Origin of the sequence: Halorarius litoreus (assembly GCF_024362405.1) — an archaeon.
Classification (GTDB): domain Archaea; phylum Halobacteriota; class Halobacteria; order Halobacteriales; family Haloarculaceae; genus Halorarius; species Halorarius litoreus.
Map to the genome: position 1 here is coordinate 3,472,730 of NZ_CP101454.1, position 17,896 is coordinate 3,490,625.

10 protein-coding genes are annotated in these 17,896 nt (G+C 69.5%); 6 read left to right on the forward strand and 4 right to left on the reverse strand.

The features are described from left to right. Nucleotides 1-23 precede the first annotated feature (23 nt). Nucleotides 24-1,262, forward strand: a complete 1,239-nt coding sequence (locus tag NL126_RS18400; RefSeq protein WP_255196343.1) for a mandelate racemase/muconate lactonizing enzyme family protein — start codon at nt 24-26, stop codon at nt 1,260-1,262. A gap of 196 nt (nt 1,263-1,458) precedes the next feature. Here NL126_RS18400 and NL126_RS18405 read toward each other — a convergent pair whose 3' ends face one another. Next, on the reverse strand, nt 1,459-5,958 hold the full coding sequence (locus tag NL126_RS18405) for a DUF7997 domain-containing protein (RefSeq protein ID WP_255196344.1): 4,500 nt from the start codon (nt 5,956-5,958) through the stop codon (nt 1,459-1,461). Nucleotides 5,959-6,058: 100 nt separating this feature from the next. On the opposite strand from NL126_RS18405, the gene malA reads away from it, so the two are divergent. Together malA and gghA are read left to right on the forward strand one after the other, a co-directional pair. Next, on the forward strand, nt 6,059-7,954 hold the full coding sequence (gene malA, locus NL126_RS18410) for an alpha-amylase MalA (protein WP_255196345.1): 1,896 nt from the start codon (nt 6,059-6,061) through the stop codon (nt 7,952-7,954). Then, nucleotides 7,951-10,317, forward strand: coding sequence for a glucosylglycerol hydrolase (gene gghA / locus NL126_RS18415; protein ID WP_255196346.1), 2,367 nt, complete (start codon nt 7,951-7,953; stop codon nt 10,315-10,317). The genes malA and gghA overlap by 4 nt, the downstream gene beginning before the upstream one ends. A gap of 89 nt (nt 10,318-10,406) precedes the next feature. On the opposite strand, the gene malQ is transcribed toward gghA, so the two are convergent. After that, nucleotides 10,407-11,894, reverse strand: coding sequence for a 4-alpha-glucanotransferase (gene malQ, locus NL126_RS18420; RefSeq protein ID WP_255196347.1), 1,488 nt, complete (start codon nt 11,892-11,894; stop codon nt 10,407-10,409). 105 nt (nt 11,895-11,999) lie between these two features. Here malQ and kdgK1 point away from each other — a divergent pair, with 105 nt between their 5' ends. Beyond that, nucleotides 12,000-12,950, forward strand: coding sequence for a bifunctional 2-dehydro-3-deoxygluconokinase/2-dehydro-3-deoxygalactonokinase (kdgK1, locus tag NL126_RS18425; RefSeq protein WP_255196348.1), 951 nt, complete (start codon nt 12,000-12,002; stop codon nt 12,948-12,950). Here the strand turns inward: kdgK1 and NL126_RS18430 are convergent. Continuing rightward, the gene (locus NL126_RS18430; RefSeq protein ID WP_255196349.1) at nt 12,947-14,356 is read right to left on the reverse strand and encodes an MFS transporter; all 1,410 of its coding nucleotides are present in this window, start codon (nt 14,354-14,356) and stop codon (nt 12,947-12,949) included. The genes kdgK1 and NL126_RS18430 overlap by 4 nt on opposite strands. Between NL126_RS18430 and NL126_RS18435 the strand changes: the two genes are divergently transcribed. Next, nucleotides 14,343-15,287: a carbohydrate kinase family protein gene (locus NL126_RS18435; protein ID WP_255196350.1), complete on the forward strand. Its 945-nt coding sequence runs from the start codon at nt 14,343-14,345 to the stop codon at nt 15,285-15,287. The two genes, NL126_RS18430 and NL126_RS18435, sit on opposite strands and share 14 nt — an antisense overlap. On the opposite strand, the gene NL126_RS18440 is transcribed toward NL126_RS18435, so the two are convergent. Next, the gene (locus tag NL126_RS18440) at nt 15,288-16,391 is read right to left on the reverse strand and encodes a M24 family metallopeptidase (protein WP_255196351.1); all 1,104 of its coding nucleotides are present in this window, start codon (nt 16,389-16,391) and stop codon (nt 15,288-15,290) included. A 56-nt stretch (nt 16,392-16,447) separates the two neighbouring features. Between NL126_RS18440 and NL126_RS18445 the strand changes: the two genes are divergently transcribed. Then, a complete protein-coding gene (locus NL126_RS18445) occupies nt 16,448-17,878 on the forward strand; it encodes an aldehyde dehydrogenase family protein (protein ID WP_255196352.1) in 1,431 nt (476 codons plus the stop codon). The last annotated feature ends 18 nt before the right edge of the window (nt 17,879-17,896 follow it).

The following is a 17,896-nucleotide window of genomic DNA, read 5'->3' on the forward strand; positions in this document are numbered from 1 at the left end:
CAGTTCGAGTTAAAATGCAGCCCATGACGAGGGACTACGCCGGGCTGCACGACCCGAACGCCGAGTACACGATGCGAGAACTATCGTCGGAGACAATGGGCGTTACGGCGAAGCGCGGCGGCGGGCGCGACGTCGAGATCACGGACGTCCAGACGACGATGGTCGACGGGAACTTCCCGTGGACGCTCGTGCGCGTCTACACCGACGCCGGCATCGTCGGCACCGGCGAAGCGTACTGGGGCGCGGGCGTCCCGGAACTCATCGAGCGCATGAAGCCGTTCGTCGTCGGCGAGAACCCGCTCGACATCGACCGCCTCTACGAGCACCTCGTCCAGAAGATGTCAGGCGAGGGCTCGGTGGAAGGCGTCACCGTGACGGCCATCGCGGGCATCGAGATCGCCCTGCACGACCTCGCGGGCAAGATTCTGGAGGTGCCCGCCTACCAGCTCCTCGGCGGGAAGTATCGCGACGAGGTTCGCGTCTACTGTGACTGCCACACCGAGGACGAAGCCGACCCTGAAGCCTGCGCTGACGAGGCCGAGCGCGTCGTCGAGGACCTCGGCTACGACGCCCTGAAGTTCGACCTCGACGTCCCGAGCGGCCACGAGAAGGACCGCGCGAACCGGCATCTCCGACCCGGCGAGATTCGCCACAAGGCCGAAATCGTCGAGCAGGTCACCGAACGCGTGAAGGACCGCGCGGACGTGGCGTTCGACTGCCACTGGACGTTCTCTGGGGGCTCGGCCAAGCGACTGGCCGCCGCCATCGAGGACTACGACGTGTGGTGGCTCGAAGACCCCATCCCGCCGGAGAACCTCGAGGTGCAGGAGGAGGTCACGAAGTCCACGCTCACGCCCATCACCGTCGGCGAGAACCGCTATCGTGTCACGGAGCTCCGCCGTCTCATCGAGAACCAGGCCGTCGACATCGTCGCACCCGACATGCCCAAGGTCGGTGGGATGCGCGAGACCCGGAAGATAGCCGACGTCGCCAACCAGTACTACGTGCCGGTGGCGATGCACAACGTCTCCTCACCCGTGGCGACGATGGCGAGCGCGCACGTCGGGACTGCCATCCCGAACTCGCTCGCCGTCGAGTACCACTCCTACGAACTCGGCTGGTGGGGCGACCTCGTCGAGGAGACGGTCATCGAGGACGGCTACATCACCATCCCCGAGGAGCCGGGGCTCGGCGTGACGCTCGACATGGATACGGTCGAGGCGCACATGGTCGACGGCGAGACCCTCTTCGACGAGGCGTAACGCCACCGAAACACGCCGCACAACTCCTTCGACGAAGCGAACCGAGACCGCAGTCCGGCCATAGCTTTTTATCAGAGACCGCGGCCAGACGCCGTGTGCTCGACTGAGTCACCACGGCACCGACGAGACGGGAGTCCGGCGCAGGGCCGTGGCGCGGAGGGCCGGCTGTTCGCCAGAATCGTGTAGCGGTCGCGCGCTACAGCGTGAGCCGCTCGACGGTCGTCCCGGCGACTTCGAGGTCAGTGTCGCTCGCGGCGGCGACGACGACCTCGTTCTCGCCGTACTCGATGCCCACGCGGACGACGAACTCGCCGTCCGTGGGCTCGACGTACACCGTCTCCGAGGGGCTCTTGATGGCGACGGCATCGCCGTCGGTGCGGACGGTGACGACGAGGTGGTCGCCCTCGTAGCCGGTGTCGACCCAGAGGTCGGGCCCGTCTGGGCGCTCGGTGTCGAGATACCGGTTTTTGACGAACGTGGGCGTCTCGACCGGCTCGCCCGCGTCGATGCCGTGCGCGAGCCGGACGAACTGCGCCATGCTCCACGCCAGGGGCGTCGCCGAGCCAGTTCCCTCACCGAACTCCCAGTTGAACTCGGTCGAGGACTCGCTGTCCCACACCTGCTCGGCGAGCATCCGTCCGGAGTTGGCGAAGCCGGCCATCGTCCGCAGCAGGTGGGCGGGCGCGTCGGGGCCATCGGTGGTACCCCGGAGGAGTTCGTACTCCGCGCGCTCGCCGGTGAAGATGGGCCAGAGTCGACCCTTCCCCGCACCGTCGATGGACCACGGCGCGCCGCGGTCCTCGCGCTCGAGTTCGCCGTAGCCGTCGCCGGTGTAGCGGTAAAACGCCGGGCCGTGGGGCGTCTCAACGCGGATGGTCTCGTCGACCACCGACACCGAGTGCTCGACGACCGGGTCGTCTCCCGACTTGATGCCCAGTCGCGGCAGTTCGAGGAAGCCACCGTCGATGATCTCCCGCTCGTCGAGCGTCGGCCCCTCGTTCGCCAGCGTCCGCTCCGTTCCCGCCTCGGGGTTGCCGTCGCGCGTGATGCGGACGTAGTACGGCGGTTCTAGCTGGTCCGCACCGGTGTCCGTCGCCGTCCACTCCTCGACACGGTCGGTCCAGTCGTCGGCGAGCCCCAGCCACGCGAGTGCGTCGCCCGGTTCGTCGTAGTCGAGCGCGAGCTTCCCTGCGCAGGCGAGGCCCGCGATTTCGGCGGCGATCGACGACGGTGAGAATCCGGACTCCTCCTCCCACCGCTCCTGTGCGGTGGCGGGGCCGTTGCGCGCGACGTAGTCTGCCGACCGCCGGACGTTCTCGTAGGTGTAGTCAGCTTCCTCGAAGCCGATGCCGACCTCGGCGAGCTGGTAGGCCATCACCTGTGGGAACGAGATGTTGTCCATCTGTTCGCCACCCCACCGCGTCCGGCCGTGGAGGTAGGTGTTCTGCGGGATGAATCCGGTGTCGTCCTGCTGGTACTCGTAGATGTACGCCAGCGCATCGTGCGCAGTGGTGTGTTCGTCGACGGCCTGCAGGACGGTGAACACCTGATACAGGTCACGCGACCAGACGAAGTTGTAGCCGTACCCCTTCTGTCGGTCGGCGGGGACGACCTCCCCCCACGGTACGGAGGGCGAGGCGATACCCGCCCCGAGGTACGTCTTGTCCTCGACGGCCCGGAGCGCCATCAGACAGCTCTTGTACTGGGCGGCGAGTTCGGGGTCGGTCGACACCGACTGGGGCAGCGGCTTGTCGTCGAGCCACCGCTCCCACGAGGCGTGATAGCCGCGCTGGACAGCCTCATAGCCGCGAGCGAGCGACCCTTCGGCCTCACCGAGCGCCCCGGCGGTGTCCGCATCACCGGCGAAGCCGAGGCCGAGCGTCGTGTCGAGCGACGACCCCGTGCCGATGCGCCCGACCATGACGAGGTTGGTCTCGTCGGTCTCGGCCACGGGATCGGGTTTGACGCCGTCGGCGAACAGTTCGCGGAGCGCCGACGAGCCCGCGACACCCACCGTCGCCCAGTCGAACCGCTCTTCGGCGGCCATCGCGAACGCGATACTGTACGGGTTCCCGTCGTCGTCGACGAGCATCGTGTCGTCGTTCGCGTCGAACGTTCCCGCGTCACGGGCCGCGAGATGGTACGCGCCCTCGGTGCCGAGCCGGAGCCCACGGTCGCGGTCACCGACGCTCGTCAGCGCAGTATCGGCGACCGCGTACAGCTCGTACTCGTTGTCGTCGAAGGCTTCGAACTGGACGCTCGCGAGCACGGCGTCGTGCGACGGGTCGGCGGCGTACTCCGCGGTGAGCTGCCACTCGTGGCCCTGTCCCTTCCCGGTCTCGGTGACGGTCTGACGGAACAGCAGCGCGTCGTCGGCGAGCGGCTCCACCTCACGTTCGACGGTGTCCGCGTGGTCGTCACGTCGGCTCTCGTTGTGCGTGCGCGCCGTGTACGTCGAGGTCTCGTCGGCGTCGACGACGAGGAAGTCGAGCGTCCGCAGGTTCATCAGGTCCACGCGCGGATAGCGGACCTCGGTCAGCGCACCGTCGGTGAGCGTGAACCAGACCTTCGAAGGCTCGGATGCGTCGTGGTCGGCCACGGTCCCGACGCCGTACTTCTCGGCCGTCGTCCATCGGGGCGTCGCCTCCGGACCTTCGGGAGACGTCACCGCTGGAAGCGCGTCGAGATCGTACAGCAGCGCGGTCGCGTGGAGTCGGAGGGCGTGCGACCACCCCAGCGGTGTCGCGCTGTCGAGCGTGCCGTCGTCGAACACCTGCTCGGCGAGGTGACCCGTGTTCGAGCAGAACGGGCCGTCGGGCGATAGCAGGTCGTAGAGTTCGCCCGCCCACGCCAGCATGTCGTCGGTGGCGCGGTCGTGGGCGTCGAACAGCGCCGCCGCCCGCGCCGCGGCCTCCGCACCCCACGCGGTCGAAACCGACCACACCTTCGGGCCCGCCTGGTCGCCCTGTCGCCAGTCGTCGCCCTCGAAGCGGACGAGTCCGGCGACCTCGGGTGACTGCCGATACAGGGCGTCGAACGTCGCCACGAGGTGCGACTCCAGGCGGTCGAGGTGGCCGTCGGAGAGTCCGTCGGCGGCGGCGTACGACTCGAACGCACTCACGAGCGCGAACGACGCCGAATCGAGCCGGTCGTCGCGGCGGTCACCGTCGAGTCGGAGCGCGTAGTGGTCGCCCGTCCAGAGCTCGTCGAGGCCGTTGAGCACCGCTCGCGCACCGTCGAGCGCGTTCTCACAGACAGCGTCGGGGAGCGGTGCGGCGGCGACCGTCGCGTACGCCTCGAGATACGTGGCCGCGGTGTGGACGAACCGACCGTCCATGTTCTCCCAGAGGTTCTGACAGCGTGCGGGAAGCCCGTCTTCCTCGAGGGTCTCGTCGAGCGCGCCGACGCCAGCCTCGATGGCGGAGACGACTTCGCCGCGGGTTGCCCCCCCGAGCAGGGTCGGGCGCTCGGTCACCAGTTCCGCGAGGAACGAGACGACCGTCGCCGTCTGGTCGGCCTGGTACTCGACGGAGTCGCGGCCCTCGACGCGCCCGTGTGCCCACCCCGGGGCGAGCGAGCCGTCGACGGCCCACGCCCGATGCGACCACGAGCCGTCGTCGGACTGTGTGTCGACGTAGAACTCGGCGCTCGCGAGGAGTTCGTCGTCGACATCGAAGCCGAGGCGGTCGCTCGCATCGAGGAGATAGCTCGCAGTCTCCGAGTCGTCGCGGAACCAGGTGTAGCCGTAGCCGCCGGAGCCGGCGAAGAAGGGGTCGTGTTCCGGCCCGGCGATGCGCGCGCCGGAGGGCGCTCGGAGGAGCGCGAGCGCACGCAGATCCGCCGTGACACTGTCCGGACGTGGCGTGTCGGCAGGCGCGTCGACGGCCACCTGTTCGCGGGCGATGTCGCGGAGGGCGTCGGGCGTGGTGTGCGTCGTCGCAGCGTTCCGGATGTCGGCGATGGCCTGCTCACGGGTCGTCTCGCGGTGATCAGAGAGCTGCGTGACGAACGTGACGGTCGCGCCGCGACCCCCGCGTTCGAGCGGCGCGCTCACGACGACGTCGCCGCTCAGGTGGGTGTCCTCGTAGCGCTCCTGGGGGACGCGTCGCGGGAACTTCACTGGCTCGTCGTCGAGGATCTCGTCGAACCGTTCGGGCACCTGTCCGCGGACGTCGTCGATGCCGGTCGAGGCGGCGACGTAGTCGTGTTCGTCGCGGTGGAACACTTCGACGACGGAGCCGTCGTCGACCTCATGGATGAGCCGACCGACCTGCGTCTCGCGCCCCTCCGGCGCGAAGGTGAGGAAGGCCGTCAGCTTCGCGGCGTCGGGGACCTCACCGCGGAGTTCGACGTGTGTCACGTGCGCGCGGCCGAGCGTCAGGTCGTACTGGTGGACGGTGAACCGGCCGGCGTCGTACTCTGTCTCCACGAGCGTCGTGTCGGAGTAGTAGTGCTGGCGAACGGGATCGATGTCGTCGAACCAGCGAATGCCGTCGTCCGTCTCGATACCGAACCGCGAGCGGTCGACGCCGTAGAGCCCGGAGAGCGCGGCCGAGTGGTCCCGGAAAGAGCCGTCTGGGTTCACGTAGACGAGCCGGTCACCGTAGCCGGAGAGGGAGCCGTCGACGGTCGGCGCCGTCCCCGGGAACGGTCCCCGGTCTCGCTTGTAATCGTTCAGCGCGGTGCGCAGTCGCATACTGGGCCGAATGGGGCGAGCTATATAAACGATGACGATGTTGGCAAACACTTACTCGACAATGAGTAAAAATCATTAGCCCGGGGGACACAGGGTCCGTATGCACCATCCCGGACCCCCACGGTTCACCGCGGTCGGGAGCGCAGTCGAGCTGGCGCCGCGCGACCCCGATCCGGATGCGACGTATCGCTGGCGAGTCGTCTCGCGTCCATCGGAGAGTCGCGTCGACGTCGGCGACGAGGCCGTCGAGGAGTTCGTCCCCGACGTCCCCGGCCGCTACCGTGTCGAACTCGACGCGCCCGACGGCACGCACACACTAACAGTCCGCGTGTTCCCTGCCGATAAGGCTATCGCCGGTATCGGAGGGGCGAGCGGCTCGGGCATCAGCGGCATGTCGGGAAGCAGTCCGTCGGTCTCTGACTTCGCCAGCGGCTCGGGCTCAGCCCGCGGGAGTGGTGGCGGCGACGGTGGGCGCCCCCGCGTCCGGCTGGACGGTGGCCGCGAGGGCGACACGGTCGCACTCCACGCTCAGGCGACGCCGCACCCCGACTCCGAGGCGAGCCCGGCTGACCTCGACGTGGAGTTCTACGTCGACGACCGCGACGGGTTCAACCGTACGGCCCTGACGCCGCGCGGCCACGATGCCACCCTCCCGGTTCCGGACGCGCCGGTTCGTATCCATGCTGTCGCCGTTGGCGAGCAGTACAGCGTGGCCGACGCCGTCCGCGTCCACCCTGACGGCTCGGTCGAACGCCTCTACCAGCCCCCAGCGTGGGCCGAGGACGCCACCATCTACGAGATTTACGTGCGAGGGTTCACCGACGACCACTCCTTCGCGGGTATCAAGGCCAAACTCGACTACCTCGCCGAGTTCGGCGTCGACACGCTGTGGCTCACGCCCGTCCTCCAGAACGACGACGCCCCGCACGGCTACAACATCACGGACTTCTTCGGCGTCGCCGACGACCTCGGGACCCGCGAGGAGTACGAGGCACTCGTCGCGGCCGCCCACGACCGTGGCATGAAGGTGCTGTTCGACCTCGTGCTCAACCATTCGGCACGCCAACACCCGTACTTCGAGGACGCCTACGGAAACCCCGATTCCCCCTACTACGACTGGTACGAGTGGCAGGACTCCGGTGAGCCGGGCACGTACTTCGACTGGGAGAAGATCGCGAACTTCGACTACAAATCGCTCGAGGTCAGACGACACCTGCTCGACGCGGTCGACGAGTGGGCGCCGCTCGTCGACGGGTTCAGATGCGACATGGCGTGGGCCGTCCCCGCCGCGTTCTGGAAGGAGATCCGCGACCGCGTGAAGGACCACGACTCGGAGTTCTTACTCCTCGACGAGACCGTCCCCTACGTCGCGGACTTCCACGAGGGGATGTTCGACGTCCACTTCGACACGACGACGTACTTCACCCTCCGAGAGATCGGCCGCGGCCACGCCGACGCCGATGCGCTGTACGACGCGGTCGAACAGCGGGCGCGCGTAGGTTTCCCCGACGCCGCCGGCTTCATGCTCTACATCGAGAACCACGACGAACTCCGGTACGTCGACGAGTGCGGCCGCCCCGAAGTCGAGGCCGCCGCGGGCGCGCTGTTCACGCTCCCCGGCGTCCCGATGGTCTACTCCGGCCAGGAGTTCGGCGAACGCCTCCGTCGGGGCCACGTCGACTGGGACGCCGCCGACGAGGAGCTCCGCGCGCACTACAAGGCGCTCCTGGAGACCAACGACGAGACGCCCGCGCTCGCACGTGACGCCGACTTCGCGCCCGTCGACTACGAAGCTGCGTCGCCGGGCGTCACCGCGTACGCCCGCGACACCGGCTCGGAGCGGGTCGTCGTCGTGCTCAACTTCGGGCCCGAGACCGAGACGGTCGGACTGCCCGGTGAGCGCGTCGACGCGACCGACCTCGTCTCCGGCGAGTCGGTCGCAGCCGAGGGCGGCGTCGACGTCGAGAGCGTGGTGGTCCTGCAGGCCGAGCGATGAGCGAGGGTCGACTCCTCGACCGCGAGACGCAGGCGCTCGTCGACTGGCAGCGCGAGGTGCTCGACGCCCACAACGACCGGTTTGAGGCCGCCAAGGAGCTCACCCAGCGGCTCGGCGGCCACTGGCGCGACGGCCACGCCGAGTTCGGCTTCTGGACACCCGAACTCGAGAACGTCCCGGCCGACGAGATCCGACTCGAACTGCTGACGCCGGCCACCGACGTCGACCCCGGCGACCCACCGGAGTCGGCGACGTTCGAGCGTGTCACCGTCGACACCCGCCGCGAGGGCGAGTTCACGTGGGCGGCCGTCGAGGGCGTCCGTGCCGGCACACGGGACGAACTGGGGACGCTCTACCAGCTTGTGTACGAGCACGACGGCGAGCGGGGGACGGTGACCGACCCGCTCGCGGCGTCGGTGCCGTTCGGGGTCTTCGCCCCGCCGGAACTCTACGACCTCGACCGCCTCGACGAGACCCGCCCGGACCGCGACTACTTCCGGGCGCTCGGTACCGACGACGAACCGGTACCGACGACCGACGACGACGGCCTCCCCCGCATCGACCCGGCGACGAGCATGGTCGAGATGCACCCGGGGACCGCCACCGAGGCAGGCTCGCTGGGCGGGCTGGCTCGCCGTCTCGACGGCATCGCCGAGCGAGAGCGCGGGGGAGAAGCGCTCTCGGCTGCCGACGAGAACTTCCTCGGCTACGACGCGGTCCAGCTGATGCCCGTCGAGCCCATCACCGAGAACGGCGACGAGCCGGGCCACTGGCGCCCGCAGGCGCGAACCGACGACGAGCTCGTCGTCGACCTCGCGAAGCCCGAGATGGTGAACTGGGGGTACGACATCGTCGTGGGCGGCTTCTCGGCGGTCAACCCCGCCATCCTCGAGACGGGGCGCCCCGACGAACTCGTCGACTTCATCGCTGCCTGCCACGCGATGCCGCGCCCGCTGAAGGTCGTGTTCGACGTGGCGCTCGGGCACGCCGACAACGGTGGGCTCCGTGTACTCAACGAACGCTACTTCTCGGGGCCCGGGATGTACGGGCAGGACCTCGACTACACCGAGCCCGTGGTTCGGGCGGTGCTGCTGGAACTCCAGCGGCGGAAACTCGACTTCGGCGCGGACGGCATCCGCGTCGACGGCGCACAGGACTTCACGAACTGGGACGAGGACCGCGGCGAGTGGCACGACGACGCCTTCCTCGCGGAGATGGACGCCGTCACGCAGGAGGTCGCCGGCACGGAGTACCGCCCGTGGATGATCTACGAGGACGGCCGGCCGTGGCCACGCGAAGACTGGGAGCTCGCCTCGACGTACCGCACCCTCATCGAGCAGCACCCCCACTCGTTCCAGTGGTCGCCCATCACCTTCGCGCACAACACGCCCGCGCTGCTGACGTTCTGGGCGACGAAGTGGTGGCGCGTCCGTGAGGTCGCCGACATGGGGAGCCAGTGGATTACGGGTGTGGCGAACCACGACACCGTCCGCCGCGGGACACAGCGCGCGGTTCCCGACTCGTGGGAGGACGGCGACCCTATCAATCCGTATCTGGGCGAGAACCCCCGCGAGACGCTCGACCGGGCGTACGACAACCCGGCGACGAACGCGCTCATGCACTGTTTCCTCCCGGGCGTCCCGATGGACTTCCTCAACGCGAACCACCGGGGCCCGTGGGGGTTCGTCCGTGACACGGACGAGGACTGGAACGTGAAGGTCGTCGCCGACGAACACAACCTCGTCGAGTGGCAGGTCGCCGACGAGCACTTCGACGACGAGCGGTTCTTCTCGCGCATCAAGTCACTCGGGTTCGAGTCGCGCGACGACCTCGCAGAGTTCGTTCACGCGATGGCTCGGGTCGGTGAGGCCACGGACTTCGACCACGCGGCGATGGCCGAGATGCTGACGGCGCTCGACGTCCCGCTCGGTGACGGTGAGCCCACGGCCGCGGACCTGCAGGCGTTCAGCTTCGCGTGGATGCGCGACGTCCACGAGTTCGCCACGCTCGACCACTGGCGCGACGCGCAGGACCCCGAGCGCACGGCGTTCGATCGGGCGGTTCGCGAGTTCCGCCACGAGCGCCCGTGGCTCCGCCACGACCTCACCGACGAGGAGACGTTCGGCTACCGCCACCCGACGGACGGCACGGTCGTCTACTACGGCCACCGGGTCGGCCCGGACGAGGAACTGCTGTTCGTCGCGAACATGGAGGGGATGGAGACGACCGTCACCCCCACGGACCTCGTGGGCGTGGCTGGCGACGGCTGGGAGGTTGCGCTCACGGCGCCTGACGCCGAAGTCGAGGTTGCCGACGGCCCCGTGACGCTCCCGAACGCCGCGATGGTCGTGTTCTCGCGGTAACGGTGGCATCGCTGTTCTTCTGTGCGTCGTGGGGTCCACTGACACCCAGTAGAATGCAGCGCCAGGGTGACGAGTCCGAGATGTCGGGGCTACAGCCGCCCGTGGTACTCGGTCAGCTCCCGCAGCCGGTCGGCGAGGCCGTCGTCGAGTCCCTCCCACGTCACGCGCCAGTCCCAGTTGCCGCCGAGCGTCCCCGGCGTGTTGAATCGGGCGTCGCTCCCGAGCCCGAGCACGTCCTGTAGCGGCGTCACAGCAAGTTCAGCGTCCGAGCGCCACACCGCGTCGAGGACGTCCCAGTTGACTTCGGTTCCGTCAGTGTCGAGATAGAAGTTCGCACACTCGCGCTGGCGGTCGTCGCTGCTCTGGTACCAGCCGACGACCGTGTCCGTGTCGTGCGTGCCGGTGTAGCCCACGCAGTCCTCGGGGTAGGTGTGCGGGAGGTACATGTGGTTCTCCGCACACCAGTCCGCGTACAGTGGGACGCGCATCCCGGGGACGCCCACCGCCTCGCGGAGCGCGTGGAGTTCGGGCGTGAGATGGCCGAGGTCCTCCGCGATAGCCCGAAAGGAGCCGAGCTCGTCGGCGACCGTCTCGAACAGCTCTCTGCCGGGAGCCTCGCGCCACTCGCCTTCGCTCGGGTCGTCGGCATCGGTGGGAATGGCCCAGAACCGCTCGAACCCTTTGAAGTGGTCGATGCGAACCACGTCCACGAGGTCGTACAGGCGGCGGAACCGCCGGACCCACCAGTCGTAGCCGTTCGCGGCGAGCGCGTCCCAGTCGTACAGCGGGTTGCCCCAGCGCTGGCCGGCGTCCAGGTCCGGTGGGACCCCTGCCACCGACGCGGGCCGGTTCTCCTCGTCGAGGTCGAACGCGTCGGGGTTTGCCCACACGTCGACAGAGTCGGCGGCGACGTAGATGGGCACGTCACCCACGAGGTCGATGCCCCGCTCGCTGGCGGCTGCTCGCAAGTCCTGCCACTGTCGGTCGAAACAGAACTGGCGGAACGCCCGGTACTCGATCTCATCGGCGTGCTCCTCGCGGGCGGCGGCGAGCGCGTCGGGGTCGCGGAGCCGCACGTCGGCAGGCCAGTCGGTCCACGCCGCCTCGTACTCGCCTTTGAGCACGTCGTACAGCGCGTAGTCTTCGAGCCAGTCGGCCTCTCGCTCGCGGAACGCCTCGAACGCCTCGTGGGCTTCGGGGTCGGCGCGCTCGTCGAACGCCTCGAACGCCTCGCGGAGTTTCTCGTCCGTATAGGCTTTGACACGCTCGAACTCGACGTGGTGAGGGTCGAACGCGGGGCGGTCGTCGAGGTCGCTCGCGTGGAGCCAGCCCGCCTCGACGAGCGCGTCGAGGTCGACGAGCGTCGGGTTGCCCGCGAACGCCGAGGGCGACTGATACGGCGAGTCGCCGTGGATGCCAGACGTGGGGCCGAGCGGGCAGAACTGCCAGACCGACGCCCCAGCGCGGTCGAGCCACTCGAGGAAGACGTGTGCCGGTTCGCCGAGCGTCCCGACCCCGTCCGGCCCGGGCAGGGCGGTGACGTGGAGCAGGACGCCGGCCTCGCGGTCGAACTGCATACCCGCTCCACGTAGCCCCACGGTTTCAACGGTGCGGTCAGGCGACAGCCTCAAGGGTGCGAGCAGAGCGTGAGGCCTTTTATGCGGGCCGCCGGAGTCACGCGCATGCCAGACCTTCTCACCTTCGGCGAGACCATGCTGCGGCTCACGCCGCCGGCCGACGAGCGCATCGAGGCCGCAGACACGCTCGCGGTCCACGTCGGCGGCGCCGAGAGCAACGTCGCCGTCGCCGCCCAGCGACTCGGCGTCGACGCCGCGTGGGCCTCAAAACTTCCTGACTCACCACCGGCCGAGCGCATCGTCCGCGCGATTCGCGAGCAGGGCGTCGACCCGCTGATCGCCCGCGGCGAGGGGAGAGTCGGGACCTACTACCTCGAAACCGGTGACGCGCCGCGCGGCTCGAACGTTGTCTACGACCGCGAGGGCGCGGCCGTCCGTACCGCGACGCCCGACGACCTGCCGCTCGACCGCCTCCGCGACGCCGACATCTTCTACACGAGCGGCATCACGCCTGCACTCTCCGAGACGCTCGTCGACACCGTGGTCGAGCTGTTCGCCGTGGCGAACGACGCTGGGACCGAGATCGCGTTCGATCTCAACTACCGGGCGAAGCTCTGGTCGCCCGAGGCGGCACGCGATACCCTCCGCGGCCTCCTGCCGGCCGTCGACACGCTCGTCGTCGCCGAGCGCGACGCCGCGACGGTGCTGGAGCGTGGGGGCGACGCCGAGTCGGTCGCCAGAGACCTCACAGCCGAGTACGACTGCGAGACCGCCGTCGTCACCCGTGGGGCCGAAGGTGCGCTCGCTGTCCACGACGGGACGACACACGAACAGCCGGTCTTCGATGCTGACTCGCCCTACCCCGTGGGAACTGGCGACGCCTTCGTCGGGGGCTTCCTCGCGCGCCGCCTTCGGGGGGGTTCGGTCCCCGAGGCGCTGGAGTACGCCGCCGCGACAGCGGCCCTCAAGCGGACGATTCCCGGCGACATGGCACAGCTCTCACCAGAGGAGGTCGCCGCGGTCGTCGCCGGCGAGGCCGACGAAATCTCCCGCTAGATCGGTCGCGTCGGCCGCGACTTCGTCCGCTGGTGGACGACGAAGACGACACCCGCGCCCACGAGCACGAGCACGCCCGCGAACGCGAACGCGAGGGTGAACCCGAACGTTGCGAGCCAGCCGCCGAGAAGACTGCCGATACCACCTGCGACCGCCGAGAGCGCGACGTAGACACCGAGCGCCTCCCCACGCACGCCACGCGGGGCGATCTTGGTCACGAGGGTCGATGCGGTGACGGCGATGACGGCCCACGCTGCGCCGATGACCGCGAAGACGCCGGCGACCGAGAGTAGGCCGGTCGTGCCGGCCGCGATGCCACCGACCACCGCGACGGCCGGAATCGCGATGCCCCGAACCGTGAGCCCCGCGGCCTGCAACAGCGGCACGTCGAACTGGCCGGCGAGCTTGCCGGCGTACTCGTAGGAGACGGCCGAGCCGAGGCTCGCCACGAGATACAGCGCGAACACCTCGCCGCTGCCGAAGCCGGCCGCCGTGAGATAGATGGGGAGCGGCGCGAAGAACGCTGCGAACCCCGCGAAGAAGAGGACGACTGCGCCGTAGTACACCGCGAGCGTCGGGGTGAACCGCTGGGCGAGCTCTCGCGGGTGGAACGAGACGGTCGTCCAGTAGAGCCGGCCGAACATGTAGGGGAACGTCGCCCCCCGGACGTTGAGCCGCTTCGCCTTGACCATCGCGCGGGCCACGCGGTCAGCCTGTGGGCGCGGGCTCGACAGTCGTCCCTCACCGCCGTCCGCCGGGAGGAAGCGAACGCCGAGCGCGATACCTGCGGCCGCACAGACGGCGCAGGCGACGAGGAACGACTGCTGGACGGCGAGCGTCGGCAGGAACTGGCTTCCGAGGCCGGTCCAGATGACGCCGAGGACGAGCCCACCGGCCCAGCCGTAGCCCTGGAAGGCGTTGAGCGTCGCGTAGCGGTCGCTCCACGTCTGTTCGGCGGCGCCCGCGACGACGAGCAGCGAGAGCACCGGGCCGATGGCACCGGCGGCGAACCAGATGGCCGCGTTCGCCGCGATGACCGCGAGGATGGAGTCGACGAGCGCGACGGCGACGAGCCCCGCGGTCATGAGCACGAGTCCCCCGAGCACGAACGGTCGTTTCTTGCCCGTCTTGTCCGCGATGCGGCCGACGATGAGCGCGCCCGGCGCGCCGACGAAAGCAGCCGACGACGCCAGGAGTCCGAGGTCGACGGCCGTCCCCCCGAGCGCGACGACGTACAGCGGTACCAGCAGCGATGCCCCACCCAGCGCGACCGAGCCGACGGCCCACGCGTAGAGCCAACGAGTATCCGACATACGCTCGGAAGTGAGGGGGAGGGAAAAAGCGTTCCGACGGAGTCGGCGGACTTTTTGGCTGGACACGAGGAGTCGAGGTATGGACCCGGACATCCTCGTGGCCGGCGAGACGCTCGTGGACTTCCTCCCCGACCGTGCCGGCCCACTGGCGACCGTCGAGTCGTTCACCCGGCGGCCGGGCGGGGCTCCGGCGAACGTCGCCGTCGGCCTCGCGACGCTCGACCGCACGCCGTGGTTCTGGACGCGCGTCGGCACCGACCCGTTCGGTGACCTGCTGGTCGAGACGCTGGAAGCGCACGGCCTACCCCAGCGGTTCGTCGAGCGGGACCCCGAGGCGAAGACGACGCTCGCGTTCGTCGAACACGACGAGACGGCCGACCGCGCGTTCACCTTCTACCGCGACCGCACGGCGGACACGCGACTCCAAGCAGGCACGGTCCCAGACGAGACGCTCGCCAGCGTGGCGTGGGTGTACGTCGGCGGCGTCGAACTCGCGACCGAGCCAGCCCGAGCCGCGACGTTCGACCTCGTCGAGCGCGCTCGGGAGCAGGACGCGACGGTCGTGTTCGACCCCAACGCCCGCCCCGAACTCTGGGGCGACGACTTCGCCGAGGTCGTCGGCCGCGCCTTCGAGTACGCGGACGTGGTGAAAGCCACCCCGGAAGACCTTGCGGCTGCCGGCTTCGAAGGCGACCCCGAGGCGCTCGCGGCGGCGGTCCACGACGCCGGTCCCCACACCTTGCTCCTCACCCGCGGCTCCGAGGGCGCGTTCGCTTCGGCAACGGCTGAGGCACCGTGGGGGCCCGCGACGGTCGAGCACGCGGGCTACGCGGTCGACCCCGTCGACACGACCGGCGCGGGCGACGCCTTCACGGCTGGCGCGCTCGCGGCGCTCGCGGACGGCGAATCGCTGGAGGAAGTCCTGACGTTCGGGAACGCCGTCGCCGCGGTCACGACGACCGCCGAGGGGGCGATGACCGCGCTCCCCGACCAGGACGCGGTCGCCGCGTTCAGAGCCGAGTAGTCACCGCTGGAGGACGACCGGGCGCGGGAGCGTCAGGTCGAAGCCGACCGCGCTCGCCGCTCGTTCGGGCCAGTCACCCGTCCGGGTGAGCGGCTCGACACCGTCGTCGGTGACGAGCACCGTGTCCTCGCTCTTCGCGCCCTGCACCGTCGGATTCCACGCGTACGCCATCGGGAGATGGACGCGCTCGGTACTGTCGGGCGTGGCGATCCACTCGCGGCCAGTGAACCCGGCAGCACCCCCCTGGTGATGTTCGCGCCACTCGCCGTCGAAGCCGACCGCCGTGTAGGCGTCCTGCATCGCGTGGAACACCTCGTCGGCGGTGCCTCCCCGTCGGCCGACCGACCGAGTTGCCGCCAGCGCCGTCGCTTCGACGCCCGTGGCAGCGGCGTGGCGCTCGGTGAGCCACGGGGGCGCGTCGAACGCCACGGTCCGGGTACAGCTCGCGTACAGGCCCCCGCGGCTCGCGGTGACAGAGACTAGCGCGTAGTCGCCGAGTTCAGTCTCGGTTGGCGTGTAGTGCCGGTACTGCTGGGCACGCCTCGCGCCACCGACGAGTGCGACGGGCGTGTCGATGCCGCGGTCGGCGAGTCGACCCCGGAGGTCGGCGGCGACGGCTCGCTCGGTGACGTCGGGCGCGGCGTCCCGGCAGACAGCCTCGACGGCGGTGGCGACCTCGCGCCCGAGTTCACGGTACTGCTCGACGTCCCGTTCCGTGAGCGGCTGGCGAAGGCTGCTGGCGTTGACCGGGGCGAAGCCGTCGACCGGGAAGTCCGCGGCGGCGGGCGTCGGCGACCGTTCGGCGACCGCCTCAGCGAGCGACGACTCGTGCCACGGAAACGTCTCGATATCGACGTGGCTGGGCAGTTCTTCGGCAGCGAGCCGAAGTCCTTCGATGTCGTTCGTGACGACCGTGAGCGACCCGTCGTAGCCGACTGCAGCGACGCCAACGTCGCCCGCGCGGTCCACCACGTTGTTCCCGCCGGTGAGCCACGCGAAGCTGTCGGGGCGTGCGAACCAGACCGCCTCCAGCCCACGGGCGGCTAGCAGCGCGTCGAGCCGCGATGCCCGCTGGGCCGGGAGCGTCTCTATCGCAGTCGCCATCAATATTTATTCTGTAGTGAGTAAACTTCTTAATGCTGGCGGTCCGAATTAGAGCTATGACTCTGGAGTCGGTTCACCAACGGAAAGAGAACTTCGTCGGCGGGGAGTGGGTGCCGTCGGCCGACACCATCCCAGTCGAAGACCTCGCGGACGGGGGCGTCTTCGCCGAGGTCGCAGCCGCCACGCCCGAACAGGCCGAGGCCGCCGTCACCGCCGCACACGACGCGAAGCGGGCGATGCGCGAGACGACCATCGTCCAGCGCGTCGAGTGGCTGAACGCCATCGCGGACGGCCTCGTGGCCCGAAAGGACGAACTCGCGGGGGTCATCGTCCGCGAGGCGGGCAAGCCCATCTCGAGCGGCCGGGGCGAAGTCGATTCGGCTGCAGAGCGGTTCCGCCGCGCCGCCGAGGAGGCCCGGAACAACCAGGGCGAGTTCATCGAGGGGACGACTTCGGGCCACGAGGGCTGGCAGGCCATCGTCAAGCCACAGCCCATCGGCACCGTGCTCTGTGTCACTCCCTACAACTACCCGCTGGCCACGACGGCCCTCCAGGTCGCGCCGGCGCTCGCCGCCGGCAACAGTGTCGTCCTGAAGCCCGCGACGAAGACGCCCGTCAGCGGCGCTATCCTCGCGGAGGTCATCGCCGAGGCCGGCCTCCCCGAGGGCGGCTTCAACTTCGTCTCCGGCGAAGCGAGCGACATCGGTGACGTGCTCGCCGGCGACGACCGAATCAACGCCATCGCCCTCACCGGCTCCTCGGGCGCCGGCAAGCACGTCGCCCGCGAGTCGGGCATGGTCAACCTCCACATGGAACTTGGTGGAAATGCCCCGGCCATCGTCTTCCCCGACGCCGACCTCGAATCGGCGGCCGCCGACTCCGCGAAAGGCTCGTTCAAGTACGCCGGGCAGCGGTGTTCGGCCATCTCGCGCGTCCTCGCGCACGACGAGATCCACGACGAACTCGTCGAGCGCATCGAGGCGCAGATGGACGACTGGCAGCCCGGCGACCTGTTCGACGAGGAGACCGCCATCGGGCCGCTCATCTCCGACGACCAGGCCGACTGGGTCGAGGAGCTCATCGACGACGCCGTCGAGAAGGGCGCGACGCTCGTCCGTGGTGGTGAGCGCGACGGCAAGACCATCCAACCCGCCCTGCTCGCCGACGTGCCGCACGATGCCCGCATCCTCCACGAAGAGCAGTTCGGCCCTGTCGCCGTGGTCGCCCGGTTCTCCGACGAGGACGAGGCGCTCGGCATCGCCAACGGTGGCGACCTCGGCCTCGACGCCGCCGTCTTCACCGCCGACCACGACCGCGCGATGCGGCTCGCCGACGCCATCGAGGCCGGTGCCGTCCGCATCAACGGTGCCCCGAGCCACGGCCTCGGCGACATCCCCTTCGGCGGCGTGAAGGACTCCGGTATCGGCCGCGAGGGCATCGGCTACAGTATCGAGGCGTTCACGACCACCAAGAGCATCGTGCTCTGAGCCGGGTCCACGCCTAAG